Genomic DNA, 15,263 nt, shown 5'->3' on the forward strand with positions numbered 1-15,263 from the left:
CGGGTTGTGGAAATATAGCCTACTGCCGTATCACCGACATGGTAACATATAGAATACCAATTCCAAATGCACAAAATCTGAACAGCAATGAATCGAGGAGCTGAGGTGATGTTACAACGAATATCCAAATCAAGTTAAATTAAAAAAGCTAACGCCGGTTGTATACCGACGTCAGCTTTCAGGCTAGAGCTCTTTCCATGTCCGCAAAATAGGAGCTTGACCACGGTATTACACCTTGTGCTCAAGGGCGCTTCTCTTCCAATTGGCACTCCAGCGCTCGAACCAAGCTTGGTACGCCGCTTTCGGCTGCATTCCAAATTCACTCATCGTCATATCATATAGTGTGGCGTACATTTCTTCTACCGCATTGCGATCGCCCAGTTCGGCATATAACCGCATCAGCATGTAATACCCCGATTCAATATGAGGATAGACGTTCACCTGTCTGTGATATACTTCCAAGGCCGCCGGAAAATCGTTGTCCGCAACCAGGTAGTCCGCGATTTGGGTAACCAAATGCAACCACAAAGAACGAAGCCGCTGACGTTCTCCCTCCGTCCACCTATAATCACAATCCGCCAAATAGTCTCCGCTATACCGCTGCAGCAGTTCACGGTATTTGTTGACCGAGTGCTTGGACACCGGGGGTAGGCTTTGCACTTCATGCTCCCACTGTACGCAATCGATATCCGCTTGGTGAATCATAAGCATATAGCTTTCCTCACAGCTTACGATTTTCAGTTGCTCCTTGTAGGGCTCCAGCGCCTTGCGCACCTGATAAATGGTCGTATATAGCTGCGTATACCCTTTTTTGGCATCCACATCGGGCCACAGCAGCTCAATGAGCGAATCCTTCCGTACCGACTTTCCCCGCTTATGCAGCAAGTAAGTGAACAGCTCCTGGGCTTTCGCCGTCCGCCAGCGCAAATGCTGGTGAGACGCCGCTCCGATATCGATGTGCAGATTTTGAAAGCAGCGGATCATGCGGATAAAAGGACCATCCCCTGGACCTGTCGTTACGGCTGCACGTTCCGCCAATCGTTCTATAGTAACGTTCAGCCTCTTGGCTTCCACCGGTTTTAATACATAGTCGATCGCGTTCAATTCGAATGCTTTCACTGCATAATCGTCATAGGCCGTAATAAAGACGATCTGAGCCGACGGAAGTATGGATTGCACCTGTTCTGCCAAATCGATCCCACTCATCTCCGGCATGTCGATGTCCATAAATACGACGTCTGGCATCAAAGCAGGAATGTCCTGCAAGGCCATTTGCGGATCCTGATAGGTACCTTCCACAACTATTTTCCCCTTAGCCGACAACAGTTTTTTTAAGTGAACGAGCGCCAAACGCTCGTCATCGACCAAAATCGTTCTCATTGCCTTCCCTCCGCGTGTTGAATTCGAAGTGTTACCTCCGTACCGCACCCAGGCTCTCTGGCGATGTCGATTTCATTTCCGTCATGTTCATTACATCTACAGGCACACTTCTCGCACGACTGAATGTTGCCCAGCTCCCGTCCCGCATTGAATAATTAGTACGCTTAAATTTTCGGGGGCTATTGTATTTCATAGGAGTTCCTGTAGTCCCTCTCTCCCATTCCAATGGCATTCAGTTGTGCCTAGTTTCACTTAATTCAATGAAGATATCCATTATATGAAAATTGTGGTTGTTTTATAGTATATACGCGGAATATACCACAATTGTTCCGTTCAAGGAATTGTAAACGGCAAACACTCAAGCTTGATATAGCCCTAGGAGCTTTGTAAACGTGCAATGATTCAGTCTGGATCATAAATATCCCCCGTCGAACAGTCGTCCGTACGGAGGATGTGTTGTTGTGTTCGCCCGCTTTATCTTATCGTATGTACAACCGCCATACGTCTTATATCCTCTGGGCATCGCTCTAACTCGATATCTAACTGCTGCAGAACGTAAATGATATCTAATGATATTTTGTCACAATTCGTATTCGCATGGATGAATTCCATCGTATGAATCGCTTCTGTTTGCCCACTCTCTATCATAATCCCGTACCTCACTTCGTTCAGATTGTCCGCAGATATCGTTAGAGCTCGTCATCATTATTTTGCGACATCATTATTATAGCCCAGTCAAGTCAGGTATACTGTCGGATGCTGAAACGAAGTGCGCCTATTTTTTCTTCTATTTTTGTCGAATATCATATTACTGTTATGAATATGTGTCAAATGAATGGTTTTTCGTGTTTCGTTGTTTTTGTTCTTTCGTTTGCACCCATGCATGAAGGACGAAGAACATCACCGCGATGGCGGCAATCCAAGTCGAGATGACGGCTACCCCATTCAACCCGCTCCGATCATACATGATCCCTAGCACATACGGGCCAATCATGCGGCCGACGGAGGTGATTCCGCCAGCGACCCCCATGTAGAACGGCGCCTCCCGTCCGGCACGAGCGGCAAGAAACGCAGGAACCGCTGGAGATACCAGCATTTCCCCAAGTGTAGCCAGCACCATGCCGAGCACAAATCCACCATATACCGGCACGAACCATATAACTAGATAGGCTAGTCCATAAAATACGGCGCTCCATGTCAACTGTGCCGTTAATGGCTTCGCGATCGTGCGTTTTAACCACGATATAATAGGCTGCGCCATAAAGATAAGCACGCCGTTCAACGTCCACAGTAAGCTATACATGGAAAAGCTCATATTGTGATCGGCGATATGCGGAGCAACACCTGTTCCCCAGAGGGAATTCGCAAGCCAGACAAACATGGCTCCGAGCGACATGAACAAATATAGCCGGTACGCCGCCAGCTTCTTCCATATGCTTCGTTCAGGCAGCACTCCGCTGTCGGGCAATTGCAGATCCGGTGCCGCAGCTTGCTTCCTGGCTTGTTCCGTCCCCGCTTGTGATTGAGCAGACGGATGAGTTCCCGCCCGCCCCTCCTCCTGCATGCCGCGCAGGAAGCGGTGAAAGAAAATGGCGAAGCCAGCCGAGGTCACACCGTTCAACACGAAGGTGAGATTGAAGGAAATATCGGCTAGCACGCCGCTCATCGCAGTTCCAAGCGCAACACCGATGTTGTTCGCCACATAAATAACGTTAAAGAGCTCTTCCCTTCGATCGGCCCAGCGAAATCCGATAAAGGATTGAATGGCTGGCATCGACATGGAGTTGGTCAAGCCCAACACGGTCATCGTCGTCACATACAGCCACCAATCGGCATGTGCGGTAATGACGAGCGTGCATTGCAGAACGGACGACGCTGCCAAGGCTCCGATCAGAAGCCGGCGCACACCAATGCGATAGTATAGTCCTCCACCTAACAGTTGCCCGATGACCCCGCCCAGCATCTGCATGAAGATGACAAATCCGGCGTCTGCCAGCGAGCGGTTCAATTGTGTATGCACAAACAAGGTAGTGAGCGGCCACATGAGCGCGCCGCCTGTTGAATTGATCATGCTTGCCCATATAAAGACGTTCATTTCCCGTGTATAATTGCGAAACATCCCTAAAGGCGAATGCCTCATTCTATCACCAACTGTCTCTCCCAAAGTCAAGGTCCTATTAAAAAAGCCTTAGTCTGAGCTCGGAAATTCCGAGCAGCAGACTAAGGCTATCGTATCATAAATCAGTTTCCGCCGACACGTGATAGATCTCGCATATTTGCTTCGAAAGCAGTCAACAAGGCTGCCTCGCCAGTCATTCCTTTCGCTTTCACCTTCGCGATTTGCTCCATCATCCGTTTATAATCTTTCGGAATGACTCTGACCAGTTGCCGTCTTGTCGTCTCCCAGTCGCGAAGCAGACGCACGCCGAGCTCACTGTCCGTATAGTGGACATGCTGTTCGATCATCTTCTTCACCAGCAGGGCTTCCTCTTCAGCCTCCACATGCTCCAGCAGCACCATCTCCAGATTGCAGCGGTCTACAAAGGAATTATCGCTGTCGAGCACATAGGCTATACCGCCAGACATCCCTGCAGCAAAGTTGCGGCCGGTCGTACCGAGCACGACGACACTTCCCCCGGTCATATATTCACAGCCGTGATCGCCGACCCCTTCCACGACGACATGGACACCGGAATTGCGGACGGCGAAGCGTTCGCCGGCAATACCGCGGATGTATGCTTCTCCGCTGGTTGCGCCATAGAAGGCCGTGTTCCCGATAATAATGTTCTCTTCCGGCACGAATGTCGCTTGCGGTGACGGCTTGACGATGATCTTGCCGCCCGAGAGGCCTTTGCCGACATAATCGTTGCAGTCGCCCTCTACCGCCAGCGTCATGCCGCGCGGCACGAAGGCGCCGAAGCTCTGTCCGGCCGAGCCGACGAACGTGTAACGGATCGTATCCTCCGGTAAGCCGGCCGCTCCATAACGGCGCGTCACTTCACTGCCGACAATCGTGCCCGTCGCGCGGTTCACGTTGCAGATGGCAAACGTGCCTGCGATCGGCTCCTGACGCGCAAGCGCGGGCTCGGCTAACGGAAGCAGCTCCTTCATGTCGAGCGTCTCCTCCAAGCCATGATTCTGTGCGCGCACCCGAATGCGCGCAGATCCTTCCGGCAGCTCCGGCTGATGCAAGAGAGACGACAGATCGAGGTGCTTCGCCTTCCAATGGTCGACGGCTTCCTTCACATTCAGACATTCGGAGCGGCCAATCATCTCGTCGAGCGTGCGGAATCCGAGCTCAGCCATCAGCTCACGCAGCTCTTCCGCAATGAAGCGCATGAAGTGAACGACGTGCTGCGGGTCGCCTGCGAAGTTTTTACGCAGCTCTGGATTCTGCGTCGCCACCCCGACCGGACATGTATCAAGCTGACAGACTCGCATCATGACGCAGCCGATGACGACGAGTGGCGCGGTCGAGAAGCCATATTCCTCCGCTCCGAGCAGGGCGGCAATCGCCAGGTCGCGGCCGGTCATCATCTTGCCGTCCGTCTCCAGCACGATGCGGTCGCGCAAGTTGTTCAGAATGAGCGTCTGATGCGTCTCCGCTAGTCCAAGCTCCCACGGCAGTCCCGCGTGGCGGATTGATCCTTGCGGCGACGCCCCGGTGCCTCCATCGTATCCGCTGACCAGGATGACGTCGGCGCGTCCTTTCGCCACCCCTGCAGCAATTGTGCCGACGCCGACCTCGGACACGAGCTTGACGTTGATGCGCGCCCGCGGATTCGCATTTTTTAAATCATATATCAATTCCGCCAAATCTTCGATCGAATAAATGTCATGATGCGGCGGCGGCGAGATGAGCCCGACACCTGGGGTTGAACCGCGCACTTCCGCGACCCAAGGATACACTTTGCGTCCCGGCAGCTGTCCGCCTTCGCCCGGCTTTGCGCCTTGCGCCATCTTAATCTGGATTTCCTCCGCATTGACCAAATAATTCGACGTCACACCGAAGCGTCCCGACGCCACTTGCTTGATGGCACTCCGTCTCCAATCGCCGTTCGCATCCTTCACGAAGCGTGCCGGATCTTCTCCGCCTTCGCCCGAGTTCGATTTCCCGCCAAGGCGGTTCATCGCTATAGCCAAGCTCTCGTGCGCCTCCTTCGAGATGGAGCCGAACGACATCGCGCCGGTCTTGAACCGCTTCACGATCGACTCGACCGATTCCACTTCCTCGATGGAAACGGACGGTCCGGCAGGCTTCAATTCGAACAGGGAACGGAGCGTCCGGTTCTGGCTGTACTCGCCTTGCACCAAGGCGGAATACTTCTTATATAACTTGTAATCGTTCGTGCGGCATGCCTGTTGGAGCGTATGAATCGTCTGCGGGTTGAAGAGGTGCTCCTCCCCGCCCTTGCGCCATTGATATTCTCCGCCGGAATCGAGCTCTGGATCACGCCCCGCTTGCTGCGCAAACGCCCGAAAATGCTGGGTCAGCGCTTCCTTCGCAATCTCTTCCAAGCCGATCCCGCCGATACGCGACGGTGTCCACGTGAAGTAGGCATCAATGAAGTCCTGCTTCAAGCCGACGGCTTCGAAGATTTGCGCGCCGCGGTACGATTGCACGGTGGAGATGCCCATTTTGGACAATATCTTCACCACGCCTTTCGTGGCCGCCTTGATGTAATTCTTTACCGCCTTCTCATGCGTAATGCCGCCCAGCAAGCCTTGACGAATCATATCGTCCAGCGTCTCAAACGCCAAGTACGGGTTCACGACGCTGATGCCGTAGCCGAGCAGCAGCGCATAATGGTGCACTTCACGCGGTTCCCCGGATTCGAGAAGCAGGCTGACCTTCGTGCGTGTGCCTTGGCGAATCAGGTGGTGATGCAGGCACGATACCGCAAGCAATGCCGGTATCGCCGCATTGTCCTCATCCACGCCACGGTCAGACAAAATAATAATGTTATGTCCTTTGCCGATGACCCTGTCTGCGGCTTCGCACATCGTCTGCAGCGCCGCACGCATGCCTTCCGCTCCTTCCTTTGCCAGGAACAGAATCGGAATCGTGATGGACTTGAAGCCTGGGCGCCGGATATGGCGCAGCTTCGCGAACTCTTCATTCGACAGCACTGGGGTCGCAAGCTTAATATGACGGCAGCTCTCCGGCTCTGGCAGAAGCAAATTGCGCTCCGGCCCGATTGTCGTTCCCGTCGCCGTCACGATTTCTTCGCGAATGGCATCGATCGGCGGATTCGTAACTTGAGCGAACAATTGCTTGAAATAGTTGTACAGACGCTGCGGCCGGTCAGACAAGATAGCGAGCGGCGCATCATATCCCATCGAACCGAGCGGCTCTACTCCGCTTGTTGCCATCGGCTCCAAAATCTTGCGCAGCTCTTCGAACGTATAGCCGAACGCTTGCTGTTGCTGCTGCACGTTCTCGTGCTTCGGCTCCGGTGTTTCTGGCGCATCAGGTAAATCGGTCAAGTCAATCAGATGCTCATCCAACCACTCCCGATAGGGATTCTCGGCTGCAATCTGTGCTTTCACTTCCTCATCCGAAATGATGCGTCCTTGCTCCGTGTCGACAACCAGCATCCGCCCAGGACGGAGACGATCTTTATACAGCACATGCTCTGGTGGAATATCCAATACCCCGGCTTCGGAGCTCAATATAATCAAATCATCCTTCGTCACGTAATAGCGCGAAGGACGCAGACCGTTGCGATCCAACGTCGCGCAAATCTGCACGCCGTCCGTAAACGCCAGCGCCGCCGGACCGTCCCACGGCTCCATCAAGCAGCTATGATATTCATAAAATGCCTTCTTCGTCTCATCCATGCTGTCGTGATTCGACCATGGCTCCGGCACCATCATCATGGCGACGTGCGGCAGCGGCCGACCTGCCAAATAGAGAAATTCGAAGGTATTGTCGAACATCGCCGTATCCGAACCGTCGTGGTCGATGACTGGCTTAATCTTCGCCAGATCCTCGCCAAAGATGCCGGATTGGAACAACGTCTGACGCGCATGCATCCAGTTGACATTGCCGCGCAGTGTATTGATTTCTCCGTTATGAATCATATAGCGGTAAGGGTGAGCCCGCTCCCAGCTTGGAAACGTGTTCGTGCTAAAGCGCGAATGGACAAGCGCAATTGCCGTATCCAGATTCTCGTCCTGCAAATCCAAGTAAAATCGTCCGACCTGCTCTGTCGTCAGCATGCCCTTGTACACAATCTTCCGGCATGACATGCTCGGAATATAGAACGAATCTGCTCCGTCTTCCTGCGTGTAACGAATTTCTTTTTCCGCCAGCTTGCGGATCATATACAGCTTGCGTTCGAACGCCAGCTCATCTTGAAGATCGGCGCTGCGGCCGATAAATAGCTGGCGGACATAAGGCTTTACCGCCTTCGCGGAATGGCCGAGCCCTTCTTCATTCGTCGGCACTGTGCGGAAGCCGATGAACGTCTGGCCTTCTGCTTCGACAATGCGGCGGAGCACCGTCTCATGACGCTCGCGGATGCGTTCGTCCTGAGACATGAACAGCATCCCGACGCCATATTCGCCGGATGGAGGAAGCTCGATATGCTGCGCCTTCATTTCTTTCGCGAAGAAGCGATGCGGAATCTGCAGCATAATGCCTGCACCGTCCCCGGTATTTGGTTCACTGCCTTGTCCGCCGCGGTGCTCCATACTGACAAGCACGCTTAGCGCCTGACGAACGATATCATGAGACTTACGTCCTTTGATATGTGCGACGAAACCCATTCCGCATGCATCTTTTTCATACTGCGGATCATATAGACCTTGTTTTGGAGGTAAGCCGTTTTGTTTCATGGAATGCAACCTTTCTATATAAATTGAACTTTCTTAGCATCGATATTCACGAACTTGGAATGAATTTATAATTATTCATTTGTATTGTTTTATCATTTTAACACCGTGCTTATATCATGGCAATTTAATATTTTTATGCATATGATAATTTTAATTATTGGATAGGTTTAGCTAGTGTAAAGAGCTTATCCAGCTTCTCAATCCGTGTATACTGAACGATTATCGTTTATAAATAATGATTCTTTTTTTGCACTTTTATACATATAAAGAAGGTCGATCAAGAATAGAAAAAAAAGTATGTTCGCGCATATATGTATTTTTATTCGTTATTTTGCATGAAAGAGTATGGTTCAAGATTGAGCGGAAAGTTTTCATAACCTAAGGTTCCGTTCGTGCAGTGGCGCGTTCAGACTGAAGGGGATTCGCTTCATCTGCCCCTTTGCTTCATTCTCCCCTTTCATCAGGAGGCGGTGCGCTCAATCTCCATCAAAGAGCGGTAGGCCCAATCTCCTTCAGGAGCGGTGCGCCCAATGACCATCAGGAGGCGGTGCGCTCAATCTCCATCAGGAGCGATACGCTCAATGACAGCTTTGGATGCTGACGAGATTACTGCCATCATGATCGGCCGCTTCATGGCATGGTGTCTATACGAAACGGCATGCACCTATCCTCGACGTTATCCTTCCTGACTGGATGGCAGAGCATGTACCTCATCCTCAACGTTATCCTTTCTGACTATATGGGAGAATGACTATAAGGACCATGGAACGGAAGCCTCGCATCATAGTCTTTGGCTAAGAACATAAATTTTTATTTTCAGCTCGTGTTTTGATTCTACGATAGAAACCCGTTTGCAGGGGAATGGGGGCCGCTGTTCTGAATAGAGGGGAGAGTGAGACAAAGGATCGAACGGGCATACTTTCTCCGGTAAGGAAAAAGTGACACCATTGCAGAAGACATCTTCCATTCCGAATTTCATGAGAAAAACCCGCACATCCTAACGGATATGCGGGTTCATCAGTAGTTCCATTCCTATTTATTTCACGCTTACGCGCAGCGATGTGCTCTTTCCATCTAATGTCAGCTTGACGGAGGTGCTGCCTTTCGCCACACCTTGAACACTGCCGCGTTCTACCTTGACCTTCGTATTGGAAGGCACATAAGTGACCTGAGAAGTTACATCTGCTACTTCCCCCGTATCATAGATCGCCTGCACCTTCCAACTTGCCTTTTGTCCTACGCCCATCTTCACGCTCTTCGGAGTCGCCTCCAGCTTCAACAAGCGCGGCTTGATATGAACCGGAACTTCAAGCAGCTGACCTTGATATTCGCCAATCAACTTCGTGCTGCCTATGGCTACTCCTTTGACGGTAGAGCCGCTAACCGTTGCCACCTTTTCATTTTCGATCTTCCATTTGATTTTCGATCCAAGAGTAATCGTCTTTCCGTTCTTATATTTCCCTGTCACCTTGACCGACTGAGACTTTTTAACATTCGTGGTAATAGTCTGCGGAACGATATCAAACGATATGATCTCCTCATCAATCGTCACCTTCAGCGACAGCTTCACATTCGAGAAGGTGCCGTTCAATGTAACTTTGCCAGCGATGAGCCCTTTGATCTTGCCGTCACGCACCAACAGGTTCGGCGAGCTCGATTCCCACTTCATATCGGAGGTGACACGCTCTTCCTCGCCATCGATGTAGATGACCGTCACTTCCGGAACCGCCTGCTCCCGTCCTGTCACTACGCTTAACTCGGTCGCATTGGCTTGCAGCACGAGCGCTTTGCGCTGCACGGTCACTTCCGTCGCCAGCGTCTGGCCGCGCACGTTCGCCGTCAATGTGACGACGCCTCGGTTCTCCGCTTTCATCTTGCCGTCTTTAATGGAGACAATATCTGAGTTCCCGGATGTCCAATCAGCCAGACCCGAGACATCGATCGTTTCACCGTTTAACGTCACCGCGTTAATTTTCGGCAAATCCTGTACGTCTTCCATATATATATTTTGTTTGCGAATTTCACCCTTGTCTTTATCCTTGTCGACATCCGCCCACTCTAGCTTCTCGATCGTCGGGTGAACCGTCACCTCAATGGACTTGGTCAAGCCTTTGTATTTCGCGGTAATTGTGGACGAGCCGGCGCCTTTCGCATACACTTTGCCCTGGTCCACAGTTATGGCCATCACATTGCTCGATGTCCATTCGGCGAGATCCGTCACTTCCTGCTGATTGTCAACGCTGTTCAGCACAAAGGTCTGAACCGTTAGCGGCCCATCGCCAAGCATCATATGCTGCGCCTTGTCCGGCGTCAATCGCATCGCCTGATAAGAAGCCCGCACCACGACCGTGACGGATTTGGAAGCGCCGAGATAACTTGCTGTAATCGTCGCCGTTCCCACGCCAATCGGCTTGACGACACCGGACTTTACTTCTGCAACGTTCGTGTCGCTGCTGCTCCATTCGGCTTTATCCGTCACATTTTCAAGCGTGCCGTCTTTGGTCTTCGTTTGCGCGATTACCGTCTGGGAATCAGCGCCGTAATCGAATTCAACCAGCTTGTCCGGAGACAGCGTCATTTCCTCATACGGCAAATCGACCTTCAACTTAATTTTTTTGCTAAGTCCTTTATGCTTAACCGTAATTTCTGTTTCGCCCTTTGTTTTCAAGGTAAGAACGCCTTTATCGATGTCAGCGACGTCCGTTTTGGACGAGCTCCACGTAGCGTCGGCCGTCACGTCATTTTCCGTGCCGGTTGCTTCATCAAAGGCAAACGCCTTCCATTTCAACTTCATACCCAGCAGCGCATTCATCTCCTTGGGCACTTCAGTCCCGGATTCCACCATGCGCACGCTCAACTGATCGAACTGATAGCTGGACACAACCGTCTTCTTCAGCGTATAGCCTTGATATTTTACGGTAATCTCTGACGTTCCTTTGCCTGCGCCGCTTACCCAGCCCGCATCAACTTTAACTGCGCTCGGATTGGAAGAGCTCCAAGTAGCCAGACTCGTTACATCTTTCTTATCTGTCTTATCTTTAATCGTTGCGATTACCTTCATTTGTACGGATTGTCCTTCGACAACCACATGTACAGGGGAAACGTCGGATTCAAAAGCGATGCCAGTCACGGTATCCTCCGCGTTCGCTACCCCATAAAACGGCAACAAGCCGAACAGAAGCGTAAAAACAAGCGCCATGCTGAACCACGATGTTCTCTTACTAGTTGCGTTCACCCTATCTTCTCCCTTCCCTTTACACTGCCTCTAACATATTTTTATATAGATATATAACGGTTATTGAAGCCAAAATTGTTACCTTATACACTCAACTTCAGTGAAAGAAACATAAATTTGAGTCTATTTACCTATTTAGAGCAAAGAATAAATTATGGTATTGTCTGCCCGGGGCCCGGGGATATAACCAATGAAGTACATGTCGCTCAAATGGTCTGAACCAGTAATCAGCAACTATAAGCACAGACTTAAACAACCTTCCATCCTGCCGAGCAATTCGGTTCGGATTGGAAGGTTGTTCTTGCTTAAGCCGCTTACTTGTCCGTGGCGAGCCCGTCCATGAAATGGAGTTGGAAATAGGACTTAATCGATTCCTTATCCAAAGGTTCATGCAGCTTGTTCCACTCTGTTGACAGCGCTTTATACAATTGGAGCATAACGAAGCTGATAATCTTCGGATCGGCATCTTTCACATCGCCCTTCTCCATGGCCAGACGAACTTGGCGTTCCACATATTCAAGCAGTGCCCCTTCGAGCGTAAGGAGCGCATCCTTAGCCATCGGGGTGCCGAAGTCACGCACCTCCTGCGAGAGCTTCATTGCCAGTTCATGTCGACTGCGGAAATCCAACACCCGATCGAGCACGCGGTACAGGTTATCGAAGAACGACTTGTCCGCTTGAATTTCCCGATCAGCAATCTCCTTCATTTCATGAATGAGCTGTTGTAATATTTCATCAAACAACTCTTCTTTATTCGTAAAAAACGTATATATCGTGCCTTTGCCCACTTGGGCAATCTTGGCAACTTGATCCATCGTCGTCGCTTTATAGCCGAACAAAGCAAAGGATTGCGCTGCCGCTTCAACGATCTGTTTTCGGCGGTCTATGGACATCTCCTCTGGCTCCTTTCTTCGACAGACACATGACTAACTGACCATTTCGATATTTTGGTCACACTGTCTTTACTCAAAAATGTAACATATAATAATACGAATTTCAACCGCATTTGCTAGCAGCACGAAGGTAAATCCTTAGATCGATTCGTCTTATTGGCTGATGCTTCCTGTAGACATTCCGGTTATAATGGATATGGGTGAGAACATGCGAAAAAAAAGAATCCTTCTTCTGTCCGAAGGTTTCGGCACGGGCCATACGCAGGCTGCGTATGCTTTATCAGTTGGTATTAGACAGCTTGCCCCCGATGTTCAGACACGAGTCATTGAACTGGGCAAGTTCCTGAATCCGACGGTAGGTCCGTTGATTTTTGCCGCTTATCGCAAGACGGTGAGCGCGCAGCCGAAATTGGTCGGACTTTTGTATCGCAAAAAATATAAGAAATCGCTGAACCGATTTACGCAGTTGGCTTTACATCGCATATTCTACACACAAGCTTCCCATGTCGTTGAACAATTGCGCCCGGATGCCGTCGTCTGTACGCATCCGTTTCCCAATATCGTCATATCGCGTCTTAAGCGTTCTGGATTGAACATTCCTTTATATACATTGATAACGGATTACGACGCCCACGGCACATGGTTGAATCCCGAGGTGAATCAATATCTTGTTTCTGCCCCTGAGGTGCGCCAGAAGCTGCTTATGCGCGGGATTGCTTCCGATCGCATCGTGGTCACGGGAATTCCTGTTCATCCGAAGTTCTGGCAGCGTTGCCCCCAAGCTGAGGCACAGCAAACCCTTGGCCTGAAGCCACTCCCCACCGTTATGATTATGGGCGGAGGTTGGGGATTGGCACTGGATGAAGAGCTGCTGCAATATATGTCGACTTGGTGCGAACATGTGCAGCTCTTGTTCTGCATGGGCAGCAATCAGAAGGCGATTCAGCGCATGGAGCAGGATCCGATGTACCGGCATCCGAACATACATATTTTTGGATACACGCAAGAAGTGTCAACAATAATGGATGCTTCCGATCTGTTAGTGACGAAGCCCGGTGGCATGACGTGCACGGAAGGGATGACCAAAGGCATTCCGATGCTGTTCTACGCGCCGATACCAGGGCAAGAGGAAGAGAATTGCGACTATTTTACAGAGCATGGTTTTGGAGAGCTCATTGAATCGAAAGACACGGTAGCGAAATGGTTCAATGATTTGCTGCTTCATTATGAGACGCTGCGCCAAAAGCGGCAATCAGGCCAGCTCATTTTCAGAGAACCGGACAAATGCGCCCAAGCCGTATTGGAATTGCTGCAATAATCGAATCTTATTCACGTAACGATGTAAAGGTAAGGGATGGATGCATAATGATGTTTTCAGTAATGGGATTTGCGGGCAATGTGCTGATTGCGCTTGGGCTGCTCGCCAAGACGCTCGGTTGGATAAGCAGCAAGGGATTGTTCATTGCCGTCATCTTTCTTGGATTTATATTATTCGGGGCCGCGGAAAGCAAATGGGGCCGACGCCACGTGGTCGTGCGCTCTATCGACTACTTGCCGCTCATGGCATGCGTTATTTTGTTCGCATTGGCGCAGGATGACACGGTGAAAATTGCGGCGATCGTGCTGCTGCTGCCGTTAAGCGCCATCAGCTCGTGGATTGCTGTCCGTCTGTCGAAGACGAAGAAATACCGCACGATGCCGAGAATCGATGAGACGAAGAACGAGCCGCCCAAATATCAATAATTGACGGAAGAGGCTGTATCCGTGAGCAGAACACGCTCATCGGGTGCAGCCTTCTTTCTCGTATGCCGCTTAGTGGTATTCGCGCTCCTCTTCTAATAGAAGGAAGAGACCACATAAGGGTCTCTTCCAGAGTACGTAATATGATAATGATAGGAACGATATAATAACCTTTGGCGTTCACTCTATAAGACGCTGCCGCCGAACAGGAAGCGGTGTTCCCACGTCGTGTTCTTGATGTTATCGATGCGCACGCCACCCGACTTTTTGGAATACGTATGCAAAATTTGCCCGTTGCCCAAGTACACGCCGACATGAGTGATGCGCTGCTTGGACTTATTAATGCCGCTATAATTGGATTTTTTCGACCCTTTATAGGTCATAAAGAACATCAAGTCTCCTCGTTTCAATTGGCTGATGCTAGTTTTGGCCGTGGAATGAGACTTAATCCAGGCTCCCTGCTTGCGGGAATCCGTCGGAAGCACGACGCCCAATGCTTCTTTATAAATATGTCTGACAAAGTCGGAACAATCGAACGTTTTCGTATTGTTGCGGTTCGAACCGAATTCATAAGGTGTCCCCTTATACTTCTTGCCCGTCTTAATCACTTTCTCAATCTTCGCCGACTTGCTGGAAGAGGCGGCGGCCATAACATAGGTTTCTTCGCCAGAAGCGTCTGCCGCTGAACCAGAAGGCGCTGTGGATGGGGTAGCCTCCACTTCTATGTATTTGCTATCAGCACTCATATACCCGACGGTGCCGTTTTGATCCTGAACCTTGTACCAATTGTTATTATGCTTGTCCAAAATGACGACATGCTCGCCCTTCTTCGCCATCCGAATAATGGTGGCAGAGGTGGACGGTTCTGTGCGTAAATTAACGCCGTAAACGACTTTCCCCGTTTTTTGCTCGTTCAACTGCTTAGCCGCAGGTGACGCTTGCAATGTAACCGGATCAATCAAGGTCACTTCCGAATCGAGAAGGAAGCCGCTGTTCTCGTCATCGCTATCCGGATCGCCTTCTTCTATCAAATATTCATCCAATTGCGGAATTTGGCTCGTTATTTCAGCATCCGTGCTCGCCTCTGGCGCAGGCGCTGCGTGCAGTGGTGTCATCATCATCTGACTTGCCATCGTAAACATTAGTAAACCTAACAGTAATTTTTTTTTCATGAG

Annotated in this window: 9 protein-coding genes; 2 read left to right on the forward strand and 7 right to left on the reverse strand. The window is 50.6% G+C overall.

Annotation, left to right across the window (positions count from 1 at the left end; genetic code table 11):
* Positions 1 to 228: 228 nt before the first annotated feature.
* The 6 genes from A372_RS0119940 to A372_RS0119970 all read right to left on the reverse strand — a co-directional run bounded on the left by A372_RS0119940 (position 229) and on the right by A372_RS0119970 (position 12,348).
* Positions 229 to 1,380, reverse strand: a complete 1,152-nt coding sequence (locus tag A372_RS0119940; RefSeq protein ID WP_019422663.1) for a response regulator — start codon at positions 1,378 to 1,380, stop codon at positions 229 to 231.
* Positions 1,381 to 1,854: 474 nt separating this feature from the next.
* On the reverse strand, positions 1,855 to 2,028 hold the full coding sequence (locus A372_RS37505; protein ID WP_019422664.1) for a hypothetical protein: 174 nt from the start codon (positions 2,026 to 2,028) through the stop codon (positions 1,855 to 1,857).
* Positions 2,029 to 2,194: 166 nt separating this feature from the next.
* Positions 2,195 to 3,499, reverse strand: coding sequence for an MFS transporter (locus A372_RS0119950; protein WP_019422665.1), 1,305 nt, complete (start codon positions 3,497 to 3,499; stop codon positions 2,195 to 2,197).
* Between the two features lie 122 nt (positions 3,500 to 3,621).
* Complete coding sequence (gene gltB / locus A372_RS0119955; RefSeq protein ID WP_019422666.1) at positions 3,622 to 8,220, reverse strand: glutamate synthase large subunit; 4,599 nt, start codon at positions 8,218 to 8,220, stop codon at positions 3,622 to 3,624.
* Positions 8,221 to 9,256: 1,036 nt separating this feature from the next.
* Complete coding sequence (locus A372_RS0119965) at positions 9,257 to 11,455, reverse strand: Ig-like domain-containing protein (RefSeq protein WP_036704762.1); 2,199 nt, start codon at positions 11,453 to 11,455, stop codon at positions 9,257 to 9,259.
* Between the two features lie 314 nt (positions 11,456 to 11,769).
* On the reverse strand, positions 11,770 to 12,348 hold the full coding sequence (locus tag A372_RS0119970; RefSeq protein ID WP_019422669.1) for a TetR/AcrR family transcriptional regulator: 579 nt from the start codon (positions 12,346 to 12,348) through the stop codon (positions 11,770 to 11,772).
* A gap of 208 nt (positions 12,349 to 12,556) precedes the next feature.
* Between A372_RS0119970 and A372_RS0119975 the strand changes: the two genes are divergently transcribed.
* Positions 12,557 to 13,666, forward strand: a complete 1,110-nt coding sequence (locus A372_RS0119975) for a UDP-N-acetylglucosamine--LPS N-acetylglucosamine transferase (protein ID WP_026011182.1) — start codon at positions 12,557 to 12,559, stop codon at positions 13,664 to 13,666.
* A gap of 47 nt (positions 13,667 to 13,713) precedes the next feature.
* Positions 13,714 to 14,091 (forward strand): hypothetical protein, encoded by a 378-nt coding sequence (locus A372_RS0119980; RefSeq protein WP_019422671.1) that lies wholly within the window; start codon positions 13,714 to 13,716, stop codon positions 14,089 to 14,091.
* A 182-nt stretch (positions 14,092 to 14,273) separates the two neighbouring features.
* Here the strand turns inward: A372_RS0119980 and A372_RS0119985 are convergent, their stop codons facing one another.
* The gene (locus tag A372_RS0119985; protein WP_019422672.1) at positions 14,274 to 15,260 is read right to left on the reverse strand and encodes a C40 family peptidase; all 987 of its coding nucleotides are present in this window, start codon (positions 15,258 to 15,260) and stop codon (positions 14,274 to 14,276) included.
* Between the last annotated feature and the right edge of the window lie 3 nt (positions 15,261 to 15,263).

The sequence above is a fragment of the Paenibacillus sp. OSY-SE genome (genome assembly GCF_000283315.1).
In the GTDB taxonomy this organism is placed as follows: domain Bacteria; phylum Bacillota; class Bacilli; order Paenibacillales; family Paenibacillaceae; genus Paenibacillus_B; species Paenibacillus_B profundus.